Origin of the sequence: Colwellia sp. BRX8-7, assembly GCF_014077275.1 — a bacterium.
Lineage (GTDB): Bacteria > Pseudomonadota > Gammaproteobacteria > Enterobacterales > Alteromonadaceae > Colwellia_A.
Genome location: NZ_JACGVP010000003.1, coordinates 1 through 22,458 on the forward strand (window position 1 = coordinate 1; position 22,458 = coordinate 22,458).

Annotated in this window: 20 protein-coding genes, 1 tRNA gene and 1 rRNA gene; 12 read left to right on the top strand and 10 right to left on the bottom strand. The window is 37.1% G+C overall.

Annotated elements, in window-relative coordinates:
• Window position 1: 1 nt before the first annotated feature.
• Window positions 2-116 (top strand): 5S ribosomal RNA (gene rrf, locus H4J57_RS03635).
• A 91-nt stretch (window positions 117-207) separates the two neighbouring features.
• Window positions 208-292: transfer RNA gene (locus H4J57_RS03640), tRNA-Tyr, on the top strand.
• A gap of 43 nt (window positions 293-335) precedes the next feature.
• On the opposite strand, the gene H4J57_RS03645 is transcribed toward H4J57_RS03640, so the two are convergent.
• Complete coding sequence (locus tag H4J57_RS03645; RefSeq protein WP_182230612.1) at window positions 336-1,967, bottom strand: tetratricopeptide repeat-containing response regulator; 1,632 nt, start codon at window positions 1,965-1,967, stop codon at window positions 336-338.
• Between the two features lie 213 nt (window positions 1,968-2,180).
• Here H4J57_RS03645 and H4J57_RS03650 point away from each other — a divergent pair, with 213 nt between their 5' ends.
• Window positions 2,181-3,557, top strand: coding sequence for a DEAD/DEAH box helicase (locus H4J57_RS03650; RefSeq protein ID WP_070375253.1), 1,377 nt, complete (start codon window positions 2,181-2,183; stop codon window positions 3,555-3,557).
• Window positions 3,558-3,580: 23 nt separating this feature from the next.
• On the opposite strand, the gene H4J57_RS03655 is transcribed toward H4J57_RS03650, so the two are convergent.
• Window positions 3,581-4,036, bottom strand: a complete 456-nt coding sequence (locus tag H4J57_RS03655; protein ID WP_070375252.1) for a YaiI/YqxD family protein — start codon at window positions 4,034-4,036, stop codon at window positions 3,581-3,583.
• A 166-nt stretch (window positions 4,037-4,202) separates the two neighbouring features.
• Here H4J57_RS03655 and H4J57_RS03660 point away from each other — a divergent pair, with 166 nt between their 5' ends.
• Genes H4J57_RS03660 through H4J57_RS03670 form a run of 3 tightly spaced genes read left to right on the top strand, consistent with a single transcriptional unit; the run spans window position 4,203 to window position 6,380 of the window.
• Window positions 4,203-4,679 carry an acyl-CoA thioesterase gene (locus H4J57_RS03660; RefSeq protein ID WP_070375251.1) on the top strand — a complete coding sequence of 159 codons (477 nt, stop codon included), beginning with the start codon at window positions 4,203-4,205 and terminating at the stop codon, window positions 4,677-4,679.
• 35 nt (window positions 4,680-4,714) lie between these two features.
• The gene (locus H4J57_RS03665; RefSeq protein ID WP_070375250.1) at window positions 4,715-5,122 is read left to right on the top strand and encodes a DUF2750 domain-containing protein; all 408 of its coding nucleotides are present in this window, start codon (window positions 4,715-4,717) and stop codon (window positions 5,120-5,122) included.
• Between the two features lie 4 nt (window positions 5,123-5,126).
• Complete coding sequence (locus tag H4J57_RS03670; protein ID WP_182241990.1) at window positions 5,127-6,380, top strand: DEAD/DEAH box helicase; 1,254 nt, start codon at window positions 5,127-5,129, stop codon at window positions 6,378-6,380.
• Window positions 6,381-6,407: 27 nt separating this feature from the next.
• Here the strand turns inward: H4J57_RS03670 and H4J57_RS03675 are convergent, their stop codons facing one another.
• The 7 genes from H4J57_RS03675 to H4J57_RS03705 all read right to left on the bottom strand — a co-directional run bounded on the left by H4J57_RS03675 (window position 6,408) and on the right by H4J57_RS03705 (window position 14,866).
• The gene (locus H4J57_RS03675; RefSeq protein WP_182241991.1) at window positions 6,408-7,682 is read right to left on the bottom strand and encodes a PAS domain-containing sensor histidine kinase; all 1,275 of its coding nucleotides are present in this window, start codon (window positions 7,680-7,682) and stop codon (window positions 6,408-6,410) included.
• A gap of 24 nt (window positions 7,683-7,706) precedes the next feature.
• On the bottom strand, window positions 7,707-9,089 hold the full coding sequence (locus tag H4J57_RS03680; protein ID WP_220470260.1) for a sigma-54 dependent transcriptional regulator: 1,383 nt from the start codon (window positions 9,087-9,089) through the stop codon (window positions 7,707-7,709).
• 136 nt (window positions 9,090-9,225) lie between these two features.
• Entirely contained in the window at window positions 9,226-11,688 is a 2,463-nt protein-coding gene (locus H4J57_RS03685) for an ABC transporter permease (protein WP_182241992.1), read from the bottom strand.
• Window positions 11,685-12,416, bottom strand: a complete 732-nt coding sequence (locus H4J57_RS03690) for an ABC transporter ATP-binding protein (RefSeq protein WP_182241993.1) — start codon at window positions 12,414-12,416, stop codon at window positions 11,685-11,687. The genes H4J57_RS03685 and H4J57_RS03690 overlap by 4 nt, the downstream gene beginning before the upstream one ends.
• A gap of 66 nt (window positions 12,417-12,482) precedes the next feature.
• On the bottom strand, window positions 12,483-13,721 hold the full coding sequence (locus H4J57_RS03695) for an efflux RND transporter periplasmic adaptor subunit (protein ID WP_182241994.1): 1,239 nt from the start codon (window positions 13,719-13,721) through the stop codon (window positions 12,483-12,485).
• 211 nt (window positions 13,722-13,932) lie between these two features.
• Window positions 13,933-14,583, bottom strand: coding sequence for a thiol:disulfide interchange protein DsbA/DsbL (locus H4J57_RS03700; RefSeq protein WP_182241995.1), 651 nt, complete (start codon window positions 14,581-14,583; stop codon window positions 13,933-13,935).
• A gap of 118 nt (window positions 14,584-14,701) precedes the next feature.
• Window positions 14,702-14,866, bottom strand: a complete 165-nt coding sequence (locus H4J57_RS03705; RefSeq protein WP_182241996.1) for a hypothetical protein — start codon at window positions 14,864-14,866, stop codon at window positions 14,702-14,704.
• 110 nt (window positions 14,867-14,976) lie between these two features.
• Between H4J57_RS03705 and H4J57_RS03710 the strand changes: the two genes are divergently transcribed.
• The 4 genes from H4J57_RS03710 to H4J57_RS03725 all read left to right on the top strand — a co-directional run bounded on the left by H4J57_RS03710 (window position 14,977) and on the right by H4J57_RS03725 (window position 19,269).
• The gene (locus H4J57_RS03710) at window positions 14,977-15,903 is read left to right on the top strand and encodes a LysR substrate-binding domain-containing protein (protein WP_182241997.1); all 927 of its coding nucleotides are present in this window, start codon (window positions 14,977-14,979) and stop codon (window positions 15,901-15,903) included.
• 38 nt (window positions 15,904-15,941) lie between these two features.
• Window positions 15,942-17,342 carry a sigma-54 dependent transcriptional regulator gene (locus H4J57_RS03715; protein WP_182241998.1) on the top strand — a complete coding sequence of 467 codons (1,401 nt, stop codon included), beginning with the start codon at window positions 15,942-15,944 and terminating at the stop codon, window positions 17,340-17,342.
• On the top strand, window positions 17,323-18,624 hold the full coding sequence (locus H4J57_RS03720) for a PAS domain-containing sensor histidine kinase (protein ID WP_182215284.1): 1,302 nt from the start codon (window positions 17,323-17,325) through the stop codon (window positions 18,622-18,624). The genes H4J57_RS03715 and H4J57_RS03720 overlap by 20 nt, the downstream gene beginning before the upstream one ends.
• A gap of 174 nt (window positions 18,625-18,798) precedes the next feature.
• Window positions 18,799-19,269, top strand: coding sequence for a cytochrome c (locus tag H4J57_RS03725; protein ID WP_182215286.1), 471 nt, complete (start codon window positions 18,799-18,801; stop codon window positions 19,267-19,269).
• A gap of 136 nt (window positions 19,270-19,405) precedes the next feature.
• Here H4J57_RS03725 and H4J57_RS03730 read toward each other — a convergent pair whose 3' ends face one another.
• Window positions 19,406-20,098 carry a cytochrome b/b6 domain-containing protein gene (locus tag H4J57_RS03730; protein ID WP_220467876.1) on the bottom strand — a complete coding sequence of 231 codons (693 nt, stop codon included), beginning with the start codon at window positions 20,096-20,098 and terminating at the stop codon, window positions 19,406-19,408.
• Between the two features lie 239 nt (window positions 20,099-20,337).
• Between H4J57_RS03730 and H4J57_RS03735 the strand changes: the two genes are divergently transcribed.
• Window positions 20,338-21,585 (top strand): HlyD family efflux transporter periplasmic adaptor subunit, encoded by a 1,248-nt coding sequence (locus H4J57_RS03735; RefSeq protein ID WP_182241999.1) that lies wholly within the window; start codon window positions 20,338-20,340, stop codon window positions 21,583-21,585.
• 31 nt (window positions 21,586-21,616) lie between these two features.
• A complete protein-coding gene (locus H4J57_RS03740; protein WP_182242000.1) occupies window positions 21,617-22,321 on the top strand; it encodes an ABC transporter ATP-binding protein in 705 nt (234 codons plus the stop codon).
• The last annotated feature ends 137 nt before the right edge of the window (window positions 22,322-22,458 follow it).

Genomic DNA, 22,458 nt, shown 5'->3' on the forward strand with positions numbered 1-22,458 from the left:
GTCTAGCGACAATAGCACTGTGGCACCACCTGATCCCATTCCGAACTCAGAAGTGAAACGCAGTAGCGCCGATGGTAGTGTGGGAGTTCCCATGTGAGAGTAGGACATTGCTAGGCTCCTAATTAAGTTTAATAATAACCACTTAGATGGTATTGTTAAGCGGCTGTTTAAGATAATACAACTAACAAGTTGAATTATCGGCCCCGTGGAGGGGTTCCCGAGTGGCCAAAGGGACCAGATTGTAAATCTGATGGCTCAGCCTTCGGTGGTTCGAATCCACCTCCCTCCACCACTTTATTCAAACATAAATCTTTACTATTTAATAATATTAGCGCTTAGCTAATTTTTATCATATCTGAATACTTATCACTTAACTTTTTAAACCTAATATAAAACTCACTAGTAGAATCGATCAAGGTTAATGCTTTAATTAATATCTCAGCCTGTGCTAGATCGCCAACCCTCTCATTATCTTTTTCAAACGAAACAAGTAACACTTGCAATAAATTCAACTTAATCCCAGTGTGATTAGGAAAATGAACCAGTGCATCATTGAGTTTATCAATCGCCAGACTGTATTTATGCTTCTTATATAGACTAACACCTAACTCTAATGCGCTTTGTGCCGCAATCCTTTCATGGTCAGAATAAGGCTTATCTGCAATAGTGTTTATTTGTGTCAGTATTGGGGAATTATCTTGATTTACATGAGCTAGCTCAGTTAGTAGGTTATCAGCATAAGACTTCTTTCCCATAGCCATGAGTGATTTGGCTATTGCAATTGTACCTACTGATGATATTTGATGTTTACAGTTTATTAGTAACAACTCAGCTTCTTTTAGTGCTTCTTTAGCAAGCCTTGGATCTTTAATTTTATCATACAACCTTGCTGCTAATAATTTACTATGAATCTTAATCTCTATGGTATTAAAGTCCCTGACCATATCAGTAAGTAATTTAAAAGCTTTGTTACTTAGTCTGCGTGATTTTTGAGGTTCTAGATCTGTCATGGACTCAAGTAGCGCTTCGACAAAATGTAAGGTGTTATCAGGTTTTCTATGAACAGAGTGAAAGGCAAGCGCTGCAGTTTTAGCAAAAGCTTGTGTTGCTTTATCGAAGTTCTGATTTGTTAAACATAAGTCTGCATATTTCTCTAGACGTGGTACAGAAAGAGGTGAAACAACCAAAGCATTTTCTAAAATTGCTTCTGCTAACAGAGGTTCTTTATTTAATTGGTAGGTATTGGCTAGCCAATCGTAAGCTGACAAATAAAGTGGATTATTTTCTATTACCGTATTAAAACAATCAGCGGCCAAGTTATAATCATGATCGAGTAATGCTATCTTTCCTAGGCCAATTGCCGCCCACTGACAATTAGGAGAACAAGCGTAAGTCTCGTAAATATCTCGGGCCCTATCAAATTGTTTTAACTCAAAGTATTGTCTAGATTGAATTCCTAAACATTCATTTTTATAAATTGAATTTATGGAGATAATATCTTGGCATAATGAAATAACTTGTTGGGAGTCGTTGTTATCCATAGCGTTATATATATCAAGCATAGCTGTTTTTTTAGCGAAACATCGCGCTAATCGAATGTTAAGATCGTTAAGTGTATATGGCTTAGCAAGGTATTCATCGGGTTTATGTTCGAGGGCAGCTAACACCATAGCTTGTGAAACCTCAGCGGTTATCATAACGATAGCGCAATGACGTGAGATAAACTTTTTAGACCTTAATTCTTCAAGAATATGTTGACCATTTTTTTTATCTTCGCCCAGGTCATAACCTAATAATATAACGTCAAACTGAATTTTTTCACAAAGTATTAATACATCTGAGGCGCGGTTACTCGTATCAACACTAAGAGCACCAAGCGTGTAAGCGAATAATTTCAATGCATCACGTGATTGGCTGATACTTTCAACGATTAAAAAACGCATCTTGCTGTATGCAATCTTGTTCATAAACTCCCTTGAATATTCTTTTATCTGTAGAGACTTTTAGCGGAATTAAAACCACTTGTCTAGCTTTGCAACTGACAATAATTAAATATTAGGATATATAGCTTATTTGCTTGCAGATAACCCTTCTCGTAATTGCACTTATAATAGCTATACTGTATTCTGCAACGCCGCTGTACATTGGCTAACTTCCACTTTTTATAAAGAGATTTATCTATGGGTTTTACCTCGTTGGGCTTATCTGCCCCGATTCAAAAAGCGATTGCTGAAAAAGGTTATACCGAACCATCACCAATTCAAGCACAAGCAATTCCCGCCGTACTAAGTGGGAAAGATGTCATGGCAGCAGCACAGACGGGAACCGGTAAAACAGCAGGGTTTACACTACCAATATTAGAACGTTTATCAGGTGGCAACAAGCCACAGGCTAATCAAGTACGCACACTAATCTTAACGCCAACACGAGAGTTAGCGGCACAGATATATGAAAATGTTGAAATGTACGGTAAGTACTTACCTTTAACTGCGACAGTGGTCTTTGGTGGTGTGAAAATTAATCCACAAATGATGCGCCTTCGCCAAGGTGTCGATATATTGGTGGCAACACCAGGAAGATTGCTTGATTTATATAATCAAAAAGCAGTCAGCTTTAAGCAACTTGAAATACTAGTGTTAGATGAAGCGGACCGTATGTTAGATATGGGCTTTCTTCGCGATATTAAAAAGGTATTATCGGTCTTACCTAAGCAACGTCAGAATCTTTTATTCTCTGCAACCTTTTCAGAAGATATCCGTGATCTTGCGCGAGGGTTAGTAAATAATCCTGTTGAGATCTCTGTTAGCCCACGAAATACCACCGCTGAAAAAGTTGAACAGGTAATTTATCCTGTTGATAAAAAGAAAAAGCCAGCCTTGTTAACAGCACTCATTAAAGATAATGAATGGCCACAGGTCTTAGTGTTTATGAAAACTAAACATGGAGCAAATAAGTTAACCAAACAATTAGAGGCTGAAGGTATAAGAGCAGCGGCTATTCATGGTAATAAAAGCCAAGGAGCTAGAACTAAAGCATTAGCTAACTTTAAAGATGGTACAGTGAATGTTTTAGTTGCTACCGATATTGCAGCGCGCGGTATTGATATTGACCAGTTACCACAAGTTGTTAACTTTGAATTACCTAACGTTGCAGAAGATTATGTTCATAGAATCGGTAGAACTGGTCGAGCGGGTGCAAGTGGTAAAGCGGTTTCATTAGTCTGTTCAGAAGAAATTGATTTATTAAACGATGTAGAGCATTTAATTCAAACCCATATACCTCGTGAAATAGTGCCAGGATTTGAACCTTTTAATTTTTTATTAGAATCACGTCCTTTAAGACCTTTAAAAGCAAATAAGCCTAAAAAAGCAAAAACTGAACATCATGACGGACAACGTTCTGCCGATAATGCACGAGGTCATAAGCCGCAAAGTAAAAATCCTCGTCATAGAAATGACAGTAACGCGAATAAAGATTCGAATGCAGGTGGTCGTCGTAAAAACCCAGCAAGTACAGCACCAAAAAGTAATAGCGACCCATACTCTGCGTCACGCTAGTTTAGAAAATTAAATTAGGGCTCTTAATGAGCCTTATTTAATTTTGCTAATAGTTGATCTAGGTTATTTGCAAATGCCTGTCTGTCAGCTTGACTGATCGGGGGTGCACCGCCAGTTTGAATACCGCTAGAACGTAAAGTATCCATAAAGTCACGCATGTTGAGTCTTTGCCTGATGTTACTCTCGGTATAAAGTTCGCCACGAGGGTTTAGGGCTAAACAGCCTTTCTCTACAGCTTCTGCTGCTAAGGGAATATCTGCTGTGATCACTAAATCATGCTTTGCTGAACGCTTAACTATTTCATCATCGGCAACATCAAAACCAGCATTAACCTGTATAAAAGAAATAAATTTTGAGGGTGGCGTTTTAATGAAATGATTAGCGACTAAGATTGTTTCAATCTTTGCACGTTCAGCAGCACGAAATAATATTTCTTTAATAACGGTTGGACAAGCGTCGGCATCGACCCAAATTTTCATTATATTCCCTATTACATTTATTTTTTGCACTCGTTAGGTGCAAACTATTGCTATTTTAATCTGATGATTGCTGTTATACCTAATAGATTTCAGATAATAATATATATACCAAGCTGGAACGATACCTGCTTAGTACGATAAAAATATTTAACAAGAGAGTTAACCAATGAACAAACCACAAAGAGATATTACCCTAAGATTTCTAGCTGAACCACAAGATGTAAATTTTGGTGGTAAAGTTCACGGTGGTGCCGTAATGAAATGGATCGATTTAGCCGCTTATGCATGTTCAGCCGGTTGGAGTGGTCGTTATTGTGTAACTGCTTATGCAGGGGGGATACGTTTTATTGCCCCAATTCATGTTGGCAGCTTAGTTGAAGTAGAGGCTAAAGTCATTTATACCGGCAATTCATCAATGCATATCGCGTTAGAAGTAAATGCCTGTGATCCAAAGTTACTTAATCGCACATTAACAACCCATTGTATTGTTATTATGGTGGCTGTTGACGAAAACGGTAAGTCAGAAAAAATCCCTAAATGGATCCCTGAGTCGCCAGAAGATATTAAACAAAATGAGTCAGCGATAAAATTAATGGAAATGCGTAAACTCATCGGCGAAGAAATGCAAATCTTTGTAGAATAGTATGTAACCTAATACAAATCTGATAGGAATATTTTATAGTGCAAGCTCTAGACGAACAACAAATCAAACTTGTTTTAAATTACGATGATGCTCAACGAGCCAATTACTTTCTGAAAGAAGTTGTCGTAAATAATGAAATTTGGATATTAAAAGACGAGCACGGCTGTGTGATGCTTAATACCGAAGATGAAGATTGCGTACCTGTCTGGCCAAATAAAGAATTTGCCCAGGCTTGGGCCACAGATGAATGGCAAGAATGTCAGCCAGAAGCTATTTCATTAAGTAAATGGTTTAGTCACTGGTCGCATGGTTTGGCAGACGATGAATTAGCCTTAGTGGTGTTTCCTAGTCAAAATGAGCAAGGGTTAGTTTTTTACCCAGATGAGCTTGAACAAGAACTAAAAAACAAACAAAAAAATCAATCAGCCAAAGGTCAGCGTTAATTACATGAGTTTTACTTCTTTAGCATTAGATAAGAGCCTAACCAACGCTGTAAAAGCACTTGGTTATGATGAGGCCACCCCTATTCAGTTAAAAGCTATTCCTGCGATCTTAGCTGGAAAAGATATTATGGCTGGAGCGCAAACAGGAACAGGAAAAACAGCGGCCTTTGCTTTACCTATTTTACAAAAGTTAATGGCAACACTTCCTGAAAATCGTCCTGTTCGAGCTTTAGTGTTAACGCCTACACGTGAACTTGCTCAACAAGTCTATAAAAGCTTTGTTAGTTATGCTGAAAACACAGAACTCAATATTGCCGTTGCTTACGGTGGTGTCAGTATTAACCCACAAATCACTGCATTAAACAAAGGTGTGGATGTTTTAGTGGCAACCCCCGGACGATTACTTGACCATATTATTAATGGCTCTTTAGCGTTAACGGAACTGGAATTTTTAGTCTTTGATGAAGCTGACCGTATGTTAGATATGGGCTTTAAAGATGAGATAGACCGTATCTTAAATCGGGTACCACTTAAGCGCCAAACCCTTTTGTTTTCAGCAACTTTCGACGATGCAATTTTTAAACTGAGTAAAAACTTATTAACCGATCCTGAGTTAATTGAAGTCAGTGAGCGAAATGCTGCGGCGGCAAAAGTAGAACAAATTCTTTATACCGTTGATAGTGATCGAAAGCGTGAATTAACCTCATTTTTAATCGGTTCAAAGAATTGGAAACAAGTCCTTATTTTCACCCGTACTAAGGTAACTGCCGACGCATTAGCGAAAGAAATGTGTAAAGACGGTATTAAAACGCAATCGATTCATGGCGACAAATCTCAAGGCGCAAGAGAAAAAGCCTTAGCAGAATTTAAAGAAGGAAAAACCCGTGCCTTAGTAGCCACAGATGTTGCTTCTCGTGGTTTAGATATTGCAAACTTAAACTATGTCATTAACTACGAACTCCCTTATATTGCTGAAGATTATATTCATAGAATAGGAAGAACGGGTCGAGCAGGTAATGAAGGGGTAGCTGTTTCGTTGATGAGCCCTAGCGAAGAGTGGTTATTAGAAGCGGTTGAAAAGGTACTCGATACGCGCTTATTGCAGCAATGGTATCCTGGTTATGAACCTGACTTAACAAAAACAGAAAAGCCCGCCCGTAAAGGTGGCCAAAAACAGCGCGATAGGAAAAAAGCGTTAGGTCAAAGCGCACGCTCGAAAAAACGAACAAGTACAGAAAGTAAATATGGGCGCCGTTAAACTTATCTTTGTCAACTAACCTAAATACTAACTGACAATGGGCCAACTCATTAATATGCTAGCGCCAACAGTGGCGCTTTTATTTTGTCTGTTTTCAACACTAAGCTGGCCAAAGTGATTTTTTATAATTTCAGCACATAACGATAGACCTATGCCAGATCCTCCAGGTTTAGTGGTATAAAAAGGGGTTAATACATTGTTGAGATTAGCAAAACCTGGCCCGTTATCTTCAACTTCAATTATTTGTTGCTCTTGTTTATAAAATGCTTTTATGACTATTTTAGTTTGGATATTTTCACTTGCTTCTTGAGCATTCTTTACTAAATTTATAATCACTTGAGCTATTTGTTCTTCATCACCGAAGCATTGTTGATTACCTTGGAATTCAATAGCACAAAGCTGCTCATTAACTAATAATTTCGTTTCATCAATAATTTCACTTAAATTAAACCACTCAAGCTTAGGTAATGGAAGTTGAGTTAATTTGCTGTATTCACTAATAAAAGACAATAATCGATTACTACGTTTATGGATACGAGAAAGTACTAAACGCGTTTGTTGCTCATCTAATTCATCAGCAGATAATAAAGTATCTGTCATAGAAGCCATCGGAGTAAGAGAGTTACGTAATTCATGCCCTAAAACACGTATTAGGTTTTGTTGGGTTACGCTACTATTCTTATTTAATAATTGAGAAATGTTGATAGCAGAAAAAAGCCAATGATCTTGGTTCTCTTGCTTGTATTGAATACTTTGACACTGCCATTGTTGATCAAACTTGGGGTGAGTTAACTGTCCATTTTGATGTTTGAAACCTAAGTCGCTTGCAAAACTTCCTACTAGCATAGGTTGTTGGATCTGTTCATTCATTGCTGTATTACGATAGGTGAGTTGTTGGTTTTCGTCGAACAAGCATACAGGTACAGACCAAGCATCGAGAATGTGATTTAATAAATTGTCTAAGCTTTGATGATTACGTGATTTGGTCAAATTTACTTGAGCTAATCCGGTAATTTCTTTTTGTAAAGCAAGCAGTAAATTATCGGGATGTTGTTGTTTAAAGCGAAGGTTCTGTTCACCCTCCTTAAGTATTTGGGTGAAAGTAGTCAGTTGCCTAATGGCTTGGCACCAAAATGAATAACAACGCCATGCTACCCAGATTAATGGGTAGGCAAGTGCAAATAATAATGTGGCTATACCGAGCAAGCTCCAACCTAAAGTTAAGGTGAGTGCGGCAACCAAACTTATTATTAATAAAACCACAAAACTTAACGCGATGACTAAGTTTTTTTCATTGCTCACTTAACCGTACCTGCTTTCATATGCTTACTCTTTAGAGATGTGTTCATTATTAGCAAATTTTTCTAAGCGTCGATAAAGCGCATTACGCGAAATATCCAAAATTTTAGCAGCTTCAATAACGTTACCTTGTGTAACCGTCATCGCCTTGTCGATAAGCTGCTGCTCGGCTACTTCTAACGGTTGTAGAACAATATGATTTTGTTCATTTTGTGGAACTTCAAGTAATAACTGTAAATCTGTTATTTCATTACTGGTTGCCATTAATACGGCTCGTTCAATAACGTGACTCAATTCGCGTATATTACCCGGCCAGTTATGTCGAGTAAGTTTAGTTAAAGCAGAGTCAGATAAGGTTATGGGGTCCTTCTGATATTTTTTACAAAACGTATTAATAAAGTTTACTGTTAATAGCGCCATGTCAGCAAGGCGTTCTCGCAAAGGTGGTAAGGTGATTACGAACGTATTTAATCGGTAAAGTAAGTCTTGTCGAAAGCCACCTTCGGTAACCAAATAGTGTAAATTTGCATTGGTTGCGCTGATCAAACGAACATTAGCACTTTGTGTTTGGCTTGAACCTAATATTTCATATTGACCCGTTTCTAAAACGCGTAATAACTTAGGCTGTAAAATAAGGGGTAAAGAGCCGATTTCATCAAAAAACAAACTGCCTTGATCTGCTAATTGAAAACGGCCAATTCTATTTTGTTTCGCATCAGTAAATGCACCTTTTTGATGACCGAATAATTCACTTTCAAATAAATTTTCAGGTATCGCTGCCATGTTAACTGAAATTAAGGGGGCATTATGACGTGTTGAAAGTTGATGAATACGTTCTGCCAGAAGCGACTTTCCTGTACCGTTCTCACCTAAAATAAGTACATTGGCATCGATCGGAGCTATTTGCTTAACTAGTTGCTCGATGGCAATCATAGCAGGTGATTGGCAAATCCATGTCGATGGCGTCTTATTTTCTACTGCTGAATTTAATAAAGCACGATAGCCTTGATTTTCTTGCTGAAGTTTAGCCACATTAAGCTGCTGATGAATGCTATTGAGGAGCTTCTCTTTTTGCCATGGTTTTTCAATAAAATCGCACGCACCTTGTTTTAAACCCTTAACGGCAAGTTCAATACTGCCCCACGCGGTCATTAAAATAACGGGAATTTTATTTTTATGGAGTTGAGTGAGAATTTCTAAACCTTCTTTTCCGCTGGTGGTATCACGGCTAAAGTTCATGTCTAATAAAATTAAATCAGGCTTTTGTCGTTCTGCTTGAATAATCACTTCTTTAGGATTTTCGGCTTCAATTATACGAAAGCCATTCGCTTGTAATAGTAACGTTAGGGCTAACCTAATATCTTCATCATCATCGGCGATGAGGATCGTGGCATTATTTTTATAATCCAACAAAAAATCCTTAACTATTTATATTGTTAATGTTGAGGCAGTAATAGACATATACAAAGTGAGGAACTCTTGGTCAACCCTCACTTAACTTTATCAATTCACCTAATGATAACGTAATTTTAAGTATGAAAAAATGTTACTCTTCACGTAATGCTTGCATTGGGTCAGCACTTATTACGCGCCAAGCAGGAATAATGACAGACAAGAACACAATAAAAATCAAACCTAAATCTAATATCGTCATAGCGACGTCATTAAATTCAGGTAACATCGTTAAGTGCTTTTGAAGTTGCTCATAACCAAAAACTGAAAATGCAAAGCCTAGTCCTAAACCCAATACCAACATCCACAAAGCATCTTTTAAAATAAAGCGTACTAATAGTGACTGTTTCGCGCCAGTCGCCATGCGTACGGCTAATTCATACTTACGATGGTTTGTTGTCATTTGAGTCAAACCTGCAACACCAATAGCGGCAAGTATTATGGTCAGTAGTGTCACCGTGACTATTATCCATAAACTAGTACGATGCATTTGAGTCATTTCAGCCCACGTATCATTCAATGCGGTAATTTCTAAGTTTTTGAACAGAGGGAATTGCGCTTTGAACTTATCTTCTATCATTGAAGTCGTTAGTTTTTTTCCTTCAGGCATCATAACCGTGTAGGTTAAATAATTTGATGAACTGGGTTCCACGTTATAAACAATGGGTAGCTGATGTGTTTTCAAGTGTCCTGGTAGGCTTTTAAGTGTCGGCACAATGCCTTGGATAATCGCGTCTGAAACTCTTAGTTTTTTACCAATAATTTCATTAAATGAAAGCTTGGGGTACATGATTTTTGCCATCGCGGCGTCTACAATAACTATTTGCTCATCATTTTCTATTTGTTCTTTTGTAATGTTTTCCCCTGCTATCAAGGGGATTTTAAAGGCTGAAAAGTAACCTTCGTTGAAATATTTTTTTTCATAGCTTATTGAAAAATTAGTATTCTCTTCTTTATACGTTTGTATTGTGAAACTTCCATTAAGTGGCCCAGACGAAGGAACAATAACTTTGCTGCCACTTACATTGCTTTCAATAAACGTCATCATTGTTGTGTCATGATTACTTAATACCATCGTTTCAAGGTGTTCATATAGAACGTTTTTAGGTCCCTTCGTTTTAGGTTCCATATTAATCTGATAGCTATTACCTAATGTATAACCGACCTCACCAAAGACCTCTTCATAACTTTGCAGTGCGAGCATTACGCTTGATGTTAATAAAATAGAAGCTAAAGATAGCTGAAGTACCATTAATACTTTACTTAATGTTTGGTTGTTTTGTGCCTGTATACCTTTACCGCTGCTATTTAGATTATCTACTAAGCTATGTTTATTAACGTCAATAGTCGCGAGTAAACTAAAAATTAGTGTCAATAACATTACAATTAATAAAGCGGCGATCACCGTTGGAAAATCAAGGCTTATTGTTGCTAATAAAGGTAAATTGTTGCCAGCTAATATAGGCAATAGTTTGATTATCCAGCCTGCTGACAATAAGCCAGTCATGGCTGCTAAACAGAAACAAGGGAGGTTTTCTAAAAAAATTAATAGCCGTAATTTATTTAGGCTGGCGCCTAAACTTAACTGAATTGCAAATTCTTTACTTCTCGCCTGATAATGTGCGATAAACAAATTCAATAAATTAAGCGCCGCCATTAATAATAAACCAACAACCGTTATCAATAAGGTGACAATAAGTGAGACTGAAGAGCCTAGTAAATTTTTACGGTAGTTTTTATTACTAATGTTTAGTTCGAAGTTTTTAGTAAACATTTTGAATGTGGCTGCTGCCTCAGCAGTAAAGTTGTTCTCTACGTATCTTGTACTCCATTCTTTAATTTCATTTTCAGTTAAAATTCTACGATTATCTTTTTGTAAAACAATAATATTTTCTAAGTCGCCATTAAGTGCGTTTGACTCAGGCTCAGACTTTTTCTGTGGTAAGTTACTTATCTGCCACACTTGTTTTGAATTGATAATTCCCGTACTTTTTATTGCTGTCACGTCTTCAATAACACCTGCAATGGTATAATTTTTATCTTCTAGTTGAATTATTGATCCTAAGGCAGAATTTTTGTTCGAAAATGCACTTTGCCATAAGCTATTTGAGATCCAAACAAAGCGTTCAGGTGAAGTAATATTAACGTCTTGGCCTTTAATTAATTTTGATCCCAATACGGTTAGAATGTTACTAGACGCTTTATGCTTATTTACCTCATATTGAGTATTATTGATGGAAATCTTGGCTGTTTGGGTAGAAATACTTGCCCACTCACCTAATGCTGAATAATCATCATAAAAGTGAGCTAGACGTTTCATTTCAAAAAAAGGCACAATAAAATCATCACTAAATGGAACATTTATTGAATAAGTATGAAGCTTATCCTCATTAGGCACACCTTGTAACGGCTGCAAAAAAAGAGTCGATGAAATCGCTATTACCGTTAACACCGCACCAAGTGTTAGCCCTAATGTTAGAATAAGCGGTACACTTAAACGAGGTAAAGAAAATACCCGTCCGATGCCGCTATAAAAAGCTTTTCTGACTAAGCTCATGCAACCCCCTGCAATTTTCTATTTTTTTCGGCGTAGTTAGGTGGGGTTGTATTTGCTTGTGAAACTATTTGTCCATCAAGTAGCTGAATTTGGCGACTTGCACAACGTGCATAGCGAGAATCATGGGTTACCATAACAATCGTAGAGCCTGCTTTATTCAGTGTTTCCAATAAAGCCATAACTTGGTCACCATTTTTACTATCTAGGTTACCGGTGGGCTCATCCACTAAAATTAAATCAGGTTTCCCAACTAACGCACGAGCGATGGCGATACGTTGTTGTTGACCACCTGATAACTGATTAGGTCGATAACTTTGACGGTGTGCCATATCAACTTGTGCTAATACTTCTTCAACACGTTGCTTGATTTCTGCCTTTTTTACTTTCCTGTGTTCAAGTGGCAAAGCGACATTTTCAAAAACGGTCAAACTGTCGATTAAATTAAATGATTGAAATACATAGCCAATATGCTGGTTTCTTATTTGTGTTCTCTGGTCAACTTTCAAACCTTGGGTATTAATATCTGCTATTATATATTCACCTTCGCTGGCGTTATCCATTAACCCCATAATTGACAATAATGTTGATTTTCCGCAACCAGAAGGTCCGGTAATAGCAACAAACTCACCTTGATTAATATCTAAAGACACACCTTGTAGTGCATGCGTTTCAATTTGTTTGCTATCGAAACGTTTATGAACGTTATTCATGTTAACTATAGTTTTCATTATTATTTCCTTATTTTTATGATTGTTTTAATGACTACATTTTTATAATCAATACTTAGAATTACGTTAATAAGTAAGGGTTAATTCTTTGAATCTTTCATAATGGCGAGTATCACTGCTAATAATTTCATCGCCAATACTTAACCCCTCAATTATCATCAATTTGTTTTGAGAAAGTTCTCCGAAAACAACTTCTCGTTGCACAACAGTATTTTTGTTAGTTTTTACGAATACACTTTGTTTTGAACGTGGGCGAAGCCCCGATGTTTGCTTGATAAAAGTGGCATTGGTTTCGTGTTTTACAAATACTTGTGCAGACACTGACAAAGAGGGGCGAGCGTTCGAAGTCAGTTCGCTGTCAATTACCGCCTCAGCTAATACAGAGCCATTCGTTACAATACTTTCAATACGGCTTATATGTGCTTTGACTGAGCCTTTTTGAGTGTTAATCGTGACGAGGGCACCAATATCAATTTGATCTGCTAACTGTTGAGGCAAGCGTAAACGCGCGATTAACGCTAAATCACTACCTACTTTCGCAAGTGATTGGCCCAACTGAACACTTTGGCCTAATTCAACTTCTAAACTTTGTAATGAACCGGAAATCCCACCTTTTACATGCATGTCTTCAAGTTGTTTTTCTAATAAAACCACTTGAGATTCTTGCTGAGTAATCGTGATATCGCGTTGGGTTAATTGGTATCCTTGCATTTCAACAAATTGTATTAATTTTTCATTTTCAAACTTTAATCGCTTGGTTTGTTGTTTCACTGATAATTTAGCGCGTTGCAAATCTATTTGTGAGGAAACGCCTAAATCCATTAAGTTTTCATTAACAGAGAGTTCAAGTTGAGCTTTTTCAATTTCGGCCTCAATATCAGCGATACGACCTTGATAATTTAAGCGCAGACTTTGTTGCTCATATTTAAAGGCTTCACGTTGCGCTTGTTGTTGTGCTAACAAGCCTTTAGCTTGGTTAACTTCTTGCTCAAGTTTAGGGTTTGTTAATAATAGTATGATAGTTTCAGTCGTTATTTTTGTCCCTGGGCGAACTAAAATCTCAGCGACTTTACCCATTGCTGGCGCCGTGAGTAAACGCTCTTTGGCAGAATAAAACTCACCATAAGCATTTGTGTAAACATCAATAGCACCTTGCTCAACGGTTTGAAAAGTTAACGTGCCATAAGCTACTTCTTTGATCGCTTTACTACTCACAGCGAAAGCAGCATAACCAATAAGTGCAATAAATAAACTAAAGGCTAACCATTTTTTCCAAGGTTTTTGTTTTAATAATTTTATTTCCATTGAACGTCTATTGCTATAAGTATAAAGTTGAATAGTGTAATGGAAGAGTTGTGCCAATAATTAAATTCTATATATATCAATTGAATATGTATTTTAGTTTAATACAGAGGTGAGTAACTGTTCGTTTTTGGTAGGCGTATGTTCGGAAATGTAAAATCTATTAAGTTCACCTTAATAGATTTTTATAATGGAGAAGGTAAATAATTGACCATTAAAGCGTAAAGAGGTGCGCGACTAATGCGGTGTAGTCAGCGAAAAAGTTTTTATCATCAAGGGCTTTAGAATTTATCAAATATTTACCATTAACCACCATAGTCGGAACACCGGTTAATTGACGAGCCGCTGATAACTTATCCTGAGTCTGCTTATTACGCTTAGCTTCACTAATAATGCTAAAATTTTTCATGCCTTTATCAAATTTAGCACCATCTCCGCCACTCAATACAAAAATGTTACGAATATCTTCTTCGCTATTTATCGTTGCACGCTCGGTCTGTAAATAGTTAAAAATGGCAGGAGAGAATTTTTTAGCAACAGCCGTCTTCTCGGCAATAATAAGGGCTTTACTTAGCATAAACTGAATTTCTGGCGAAGTTTGTTGCATAAAGTCCACGTGCGTTTTTTCCAGCTTCACCCCTTTGGGCAATACCTTTTCGAATTCATTTAAATAGGGCTCATAAGCGCGACACGCAGGACAGTAATAAGAGAAGTATTCACGCAGCTCAGGTTTGTTGGTCGTTTGTTCAGATATAACCGTATAGTGCTTACCTTCTTCAAATTTACTGTCTTGTGCTGCAATCGCTGTCGCAGCGAATAAGGTCAAGGCGATGAATCCGCCAAATAGTGTTTTAAGAGCTTTCATGGTTATCCTCAGAGAATCATTTATTAATTTTTATTGTTGCGAGTATAGACCAAAGTAAAAAGCGTCGGTTCATCGTAAAATGTAAAAGTTTATTACGAAAATTTTTTATCGAAAGTCATTATTTAAAATGAATTAAAAGACATAAGTTTAAATTATTTGAAATAATAGCTAAACGTCGTTGAATTGTAGCTGTTTTATTTTTTAGTATATTACTGTTGTTATCAATAAATGGTTTGTTAATTTCTTTATTATCAGTGGTTAATGTTTTTGTTGGCTTTTCCATTATCTATCCTTATTTATCGGTGTAAGACTATTCTGTCAAAACAAAAAATGACAAACCAACGATATAAACTTACACTTAATATAAGTAAAACTTATGGCCAATAAGTAAAGATGGATCAACGACTCAAGTATTTAAATGCAATGCGTACCTTTGAAAGTGCTGCTCGACATAAAAGTTATAGTCAAGCGGCAGAGGAGTTGTTTGTTTCTCAAGCGGCGGTTAGCCAACAAATGCGGCAATTGGAAAACGTTTTATCCGTAAAATTATTCGTTCGTACCGGCCGTAAAATGTTGTTAACGCCAAGCGGTGAGACTTTGTATGAGTCGACACATCAAGCGCTTAACACCTTAATAAAAGGGCTTAACAGTATTCAACAAGAAGATATTGCTGGCGATTTAACGATTACGTCAACACAAGCATTTTGTTCTTTATGGTTAATGCCTCGTTTATATAAATTTTCTCAAGTACACCCGGATGTTAATGTACGCATATTAGGCTCAAATCAGAAAGAAGATTTACAACAAAAAAATATAGATTTGGCGATACGCTTTGGTGTTAAAAAACAAGTGTCTAACGATGATAATCTCGTCATGGAAGATTTTGGTGAAGATGTCGTATATCCCGTTTGCTCCCCCAAGTTATTACAACATATGTGGCTTCAAAGCCCCAAAGACCTCCTAGACTGCACCTTAGTTAGCTTAGCTAATGAGCAGGTAGTTACTTGGGATAAATGGTTTGAACATGCAGGCGTCAAAGGCTTTGAAAGCATGACTAAGAAAACAGAAGTTACCTCGAGCGATATGGCCTTAAATGCAGTATTAAGTGGTCATGGCGTTACACTTGCTGCCAGTGCAATGTTTTCACAATACATTCAGACTAAGCAATTAGTTGTGCCTTTTAAAATTAAGCATCCAGTGATTTGGAAACGCTATTTGGCCTACGATCCTAATTCAGCCAAGCGCAAACGTATTCAGGTTTTTATTGACTGGGTGCGCGCCGAAATGGCAAGCTCAGCACCGAAAGTATTATTAAGATAATTTTGCTTTCGTTACATTTATCTAAGGAATATCAGTAGATGCCCTGTATTTTAGTTATTGATGACCGTCCAGATATCCGTCTAAGTTTAGCGGTATTGTTAGAAGATCATCACTACACCGTTATTGAAGCCGACAACCCTCAAGTTGCACAAGTGAAATTAAAAAACCATGCTATATCCCTGATATTGCTTGATATGAACTATCAATTAGACACAACGTCTGGTGAAGAAGGTTTAGCTTTTCTTACCTGGTTACAAAACTCTTCATTTGGACATACACCAACAATAGCAATGACCGCTTGGTCGAACACAGACCTAGTCGTAAAAGCAATGAACTTAGGTGCCAACGACTTTATTGAAAAGCCTTGGCGTAATAAACACTTATTACACACCGTGGCGCAGCAGCTCAATCTTTTAAACCTTTCAAGTCAAAATAAAAAATTAAAACAACAACTTATCAATGAAAATTGTGACGATTATGTCTGGCAATCACCCGTTATGACGCAATTATTGAAAAAAGTAAAAGCGGTGGCACATACCGATGTCAGTATTTTATTAACCGGTGATAATGGCACAGGTAAAAGCGAACTTGCTCGTTTTATTCATCAAGAATCACCGCGTAATAACGAAGCTTTTATTGCCGTAAATATGGGCGCTATCAGCGAGTCACTGTTTGAAAGCGAGATGTTTGGCCATAAAAAAGGCGCTTTTACTGATGCCAAACAAAACCGTATTGGGCGTTTTGAACTCGCTGAAAATGGTACTTTATTTTTGGATGAAATCGCCAATATTCCACTTTCCCAACAAGCTAAACTACTACGTGTATTAGAAAATGGAGAATACGAAACCCTTGGGTCAAGCCTGACACAAAAAACAAATACTCGTATAATATCAGCGACTAATGGTGACTTTACTCAGTTACTAAGTACTGAGCTATTTAGAGAAGATTTATATTACCGTCTTAATACTATTGAATTTAGAGTGCCGTCGTTAAAAGAACGCACGGAAGATATTTTATTGTTAGCGCAATTCTTTGTTGATAAATTCACTAAAAAATATCAAAGGTCTGTTCGCTCTATATCGCACGGTGCACAGCAAGCTATGCTTGATTACCATTGGCCAGGAAATGTGAGGGAAATGAGCCATTTAGTTGAACGAGCGGTATTGTTAGCTGAACATGAACAGTTATTGGCAGAAGATTTGCACATTAGAAATGTCAGTCCTGCGGGGGCAGTCGAAAACTTAGCCAATAATGCGCTTCAAAATAATGGGCCGAGTAATCAATTACCATTAATGACATTGGCTGAAGCGGAAGTTGCTATGGTTAAATTAGCGCTCAAACAAAGCGCAGGAAATGTACCTCAAGCCGCGTTATTACTGGGTTTGACAAAAGCGTCGATGTATCGACGTGTGGAGAAATATGGCCTTGCTAAAAACTAATTCTCTAGAAAGCTTTATACAAAAAAAACTTGCTATACTCTGTACTGTTATTTTGTTGTTAAGTGGTTATATTTTTTGGCTTTTAACGATAAAGTGGCAGTGGATCGTTATTGTTGAATTAGTGCTTTTTACGATTTGTTTCGGCTTTACTTTGTCAATAAAGCAGCGTGTGATGCGATCTTTTACTCGTGCTTCTTTACATATAGATGCCATTACTCAAGAAGATTATAACCAATTTGGAAAATCAACTTTCCCAAAGGGTAAAGTTAGCGAATTTCATCAGCAATTGAAACAACTGAGTGAAAAGTTACAAACACAAAAGTCTCATTATGATCAGCAGGCTTTTCTGGTTTATCAATTGATCTCACAGTTAGATACACCAGTTTTGATATTTAATGAAAAACAACAGCTTACACTTGGTAACGAAGCGTTTTATTATCTGTTTAAGCAACCATGGCAAATGTTTCGTCACGCCACTGCCGATTTATTGGGTTTACATTACAATGACGGACACTGGAAGTTCATAGAACAAGCGAAACAAAACCGCTGGCAAATACGTCACAGTGAATTTATAGATGATGGTGAAAATCATCAACTGCTGCTTTTTATTGATATTGAACCCGCATTGCGAGAAAGCCAATTAAATGCCTGGCAGCAAATCATTCGCGTACTCGGCCATGAGATCCGTAATTCATTAACACCAGTATCTTCGATGGCAGAGACACTAGCAGACAAAGCAAGCAACGAAAGAGACAAAATGGTGCTTGGTGTTATTACCGAGCGTTGTTTGCATTTACAATCTTTTGTGAACCGTTACTCGTCGTTATCACAAAAATTACAAATAAATTGCCAGTGGTTGTCTGTAGAGCACGTTATTAAGTCTGTTTCGGGTTTGTTCTCCGATATAAATATTACCCTCAACGCGCGTGTTAATGAATTTTGGGCAGATGGCGAGTTTATAGAACAAATTTTTATTAACTTATTTAAAAATGCTAAAGAGGCAGGCGCCACTGAAATAGCGGTTAGCCTTGCTTTAGAAGATCAATATTACATTATTGAAATTACCGACGATGGCCATGGTTTCTCTAACATGAACAACTTATTTGTTCCGCTCTATTCAACTAAACCACAAGGGCAAGGAATAGGGTTAAGCTTTTGTCGTAATATCATTGAACAGCATCATGGGGTAATGGAACTGCATAATAATAACGAGAGTGGTCAACTGCAATCAGGCGTTACCGTAATGATGATTCTCCCTAAGCCCAACATTAACAGGGGTTAGCAGTGAGTTCAATTATGAACTAGGTAAAAGTTCGAAAATGAACTTTTGTTTATCTGAGTAAGCTGAACCAATGAAACTGGTTTAACAATATGTTGATTTGTAAATAATATTTATTGTCATTTGATAGTGAAGTTTTGCTATAGTGATAAAATTACCATAAGGACAATAAATAAAATGAAATTATTTACAAAAATAGTAGCCGCGAGTATTTTTACTGTATTAGCAACAGGTGCAATCGCTAACTCAGCAAGCTCTTTAAAACATGCAGAAAAAGCGACTGATTTACGCCAATCAATATTTAGTTTGTTGGGCAGCAACATGGGTCCTTTAGGCGGTATGGCTAAAGGAAAAATTGATTTTGATGCGGAAAAAGTATCAACGCATGCTTTACGCATTAATCAATTATCACTGATGATTGCCGACTATACCCGCACGAACACTTCGGCACATAAAGTGAAGACTGAAGCACTCGACAAAATTTGGGAACAACCTGATGCATTTTCAAAACGTATTGATGACTTAACACAAGCATCGGCTAATTTGCAAAAAGCAGCTTTAAGCGGAGATGAAAGTCTTATTAAAAAAGCGATTGGTGGTGTAGGTAAAACCTGCGGCGGCTGCCATGATGATTTTAAAGCAGAATAGTGCTTAACCCGTGACCATTTAAACGACTTTAGTACTTTAAAGTCTGATGGTTTAGGGGTTTATTAACATAAATTAATAAGTGATTTCAGCGGTGTAAAACATCCTGTAATCACCTATCGTTAAAATAATAAATGTATTAGTAGTAATATTCTTCTATAACAGGTGCATTCAGCACCACCAGCCAATAAACAAAAACCACAGCCACTATTACCATTAAAAGCGCAATCCATAACTTAGAGTGTTTGATCACATTTGTTTTATCTACTTTAGCGGCAAGCTTTTTTCCTGTGATCATTGGGAGTATTATCGATTGCTTTTTCACTCGCTCATAATAGGCGATTGCCAATAGGTGCATAGCAATGGCTGCAATCATTAAATCAAAGACATTGTGATGTAAAAACATCATCACTTGTTCGACTTCTTTGCTAACACTATCGTAGTAAGGTCCAGAAGAAAATACATCGTCATTGATAAATAAACCACTTATTGCCTGTAAACTGATGAGAAAAATCATCAAAAAAACCATCAAACTGCCTAATGGATTATGACCACTACTATTTTTAACTTGATTGTTTTTTAGATCACCAATGTAGTTAATAAGGCGCTTAGGTGTTGGAAAAAAAGATCTAAACTGCGAGTGTTTAGTACCGAAGAATCCCCACAAAGTTCTGAAAACAAGTAAGCCTAAAGCGAAATAGCCAAGTTTCATATGAATATCAATCAGGTCATTGTCTTGATCAGAAGTGTACCAAGAGGCAATAACAGTAAAGGCAAATAACCAATGAAAAAGTCGTAAAGGTAAATCCCAAATAAGAACATGTTTCAGCAAGAGTCTATCCCAAATAGAAATAAAGTATTAATTGTAATGGCTACAAATTATGAAGTAAAAAGGAATCACCGAATTACTTCACATCAATAACGAAATATTTTGAGTTCATTATCGAACTAGTACGAAAATAAGGTTGTCGATTTAATGTTTTACATTGATTTATATAGGAAATATTATTGGCACGAAATTAGCTATATCAATATATAGAAAGACGGTTAAGCAACAACCAAGAGAATAATGTGGATATTTTAAAACAGAAGCCTAAAAAAACATTGCTCAATAACAAAGGACTAATAGTAACGATCGCCGTTGTTATTGTTATTGTATTGGTAAGTTATGCAAAAGCGTCACTTAATAGTGTCAGCCTAGCGAGAAAAGATTTATTGCTTGCAACGGTAAAGCAAGGAAATATAGACGTTACCGTAGAAGGATACGGCAAATTAACCTCAGATAAATTGCAATTAATTACTACCCTCACCAAAGCAACGCTTGAAGAAATCGTATTGAAACCTGGCGCTACTGTTACCAAAGAAAGCGTAATCGTAAGATTAGCAAACCCAGAACTGCAGCAACAAGTGCAAAGTGCTGAATATTCAGTAGCTGAGTCAAGAGCCAATTTACGCCAACTAAAATTAAACCAAAGACGCGAAACACTCACCGAAAAGTCAAATTATTTAGAACTTGTATCACAGCATAAAGGGGCTCGTTTAACGTTAACGGCACAAAATAAATTGGTAAAAAGCGGTATTGTCAAACAAATAGACTATCAAGAAAGCATATTGCGTGAAGATCAGTTAAAAGAACGAATTGAAATTTTTAAAGAACGTAATGAACAGCTTAAAGAAGTACATAAAGAGGCGATAAATATACAACTAGAACGAATTAAGCAAGTTGAACAAAGACTAACAATCGCTAAAGAGCGGAAAAATAAATTAGTGGTAAAGGCCGGTTTTGACGGTGTGCTACAACGTTTATCTGTAAATTTAGGGCAAAGCTTGTCTCCAGGGCAAGAAGTTGCCTTAATTGGTAGTGTTACCGAATTAATTGCGTTGATCCGCGTGCCACAAAACCAAGTGCAATTAGTTAAAATTGGTCAGAACGTTATCGTTGATACCCGACAAGAACTCATTGAGGGGAAAGTTAATCGTATTGACCCTATTGTTGACCAAAACACCGTCGAGGTTGAAATATCATTCCCTGGGAAACTACCTAAAAGTGCAAGGCCCGAACAAAACATTGATGCGGTGATCACGGCTAAAGTACTCAAAAACATTTACTACATCGACCGACCTGCCAATGTGCAAGCGCAGAGTGAAACTTCGCTGTATCGGCTTAATAAAGAAATGTCTGAAGCTATAAGAGTCGATATAAGTTTTGGGGAAAAAACTGGACGATTTATTGAAATAAGTGCGGGAGCCAACTTGGGCGACCAATTTATTATTTCAGATTTAAGTAACTATAAAACAGCCAAAATTTCGATTTTATAATTGAGTCATAAAATTACAAAAGGATAGGTACATGAGCACAGCCATTTTATTATTAAAAAATATCGGTAAAATTTTTGAAACCGAAGAACTTGAAACACATGCTTTGAAATCAATTAACTTAACCGTTAATAAAGGAGACTATGTTTCAATATCTGGTCCTTCTGGCTGTGGTAAATCAACACTTTTATCAATTATGGGCTTACTTGATGTAAGTAGCAGTGGTGAGTATTTCATTGAAGGTGTCAATGTTACTGACCTATCACTGGATCAAGCTGCAGAAGTTAGAAATGCAAAGATTGGTTTTATATTTCAATCGTTTAATTTAATAGACGAGCTTTCAGTTTTCGACAACGTGGCTTTGCCACTGCGCTACCATGCTGATAAACCCAATAACGCGACAATCAAAAAACGTGTCATAGAATGTTTAGAAAAAGTAGGCCTGTCACACCGTATTAGTCACAAACCAAACCAACTTTCTGGCGGACAACAACAACGTGTTGCTATTGCTCGTGCGTTAGTTGCTGACCCTGCAGTGCTATTAGTGGATGAACCAACGGGTAACCTTGACTCTAAAAGTGCTGACCAAGTTATGGATGTACTCGACCAATTAAATAAAGCGGGTACAACCATTTGTATGGTAACGCATGATCCGCGCTATGCAGATATGGCGCGTACTAAAGTACAGCTTCTTGATGGCGCTATTTTACACTCACCGGGTGTAAAACTAGTCGGGTAAATCGGCTAACTCAATAAGTACTTTGTACCGTCATACTGAATTTATTTCAGTATCTAAAGTTGTTGAAAAGTTTAAAACCAGATCCTGAAACAAGTTCAGGATGACGCTATTTTAGACTCGCCGGGTGTAAAACTAGT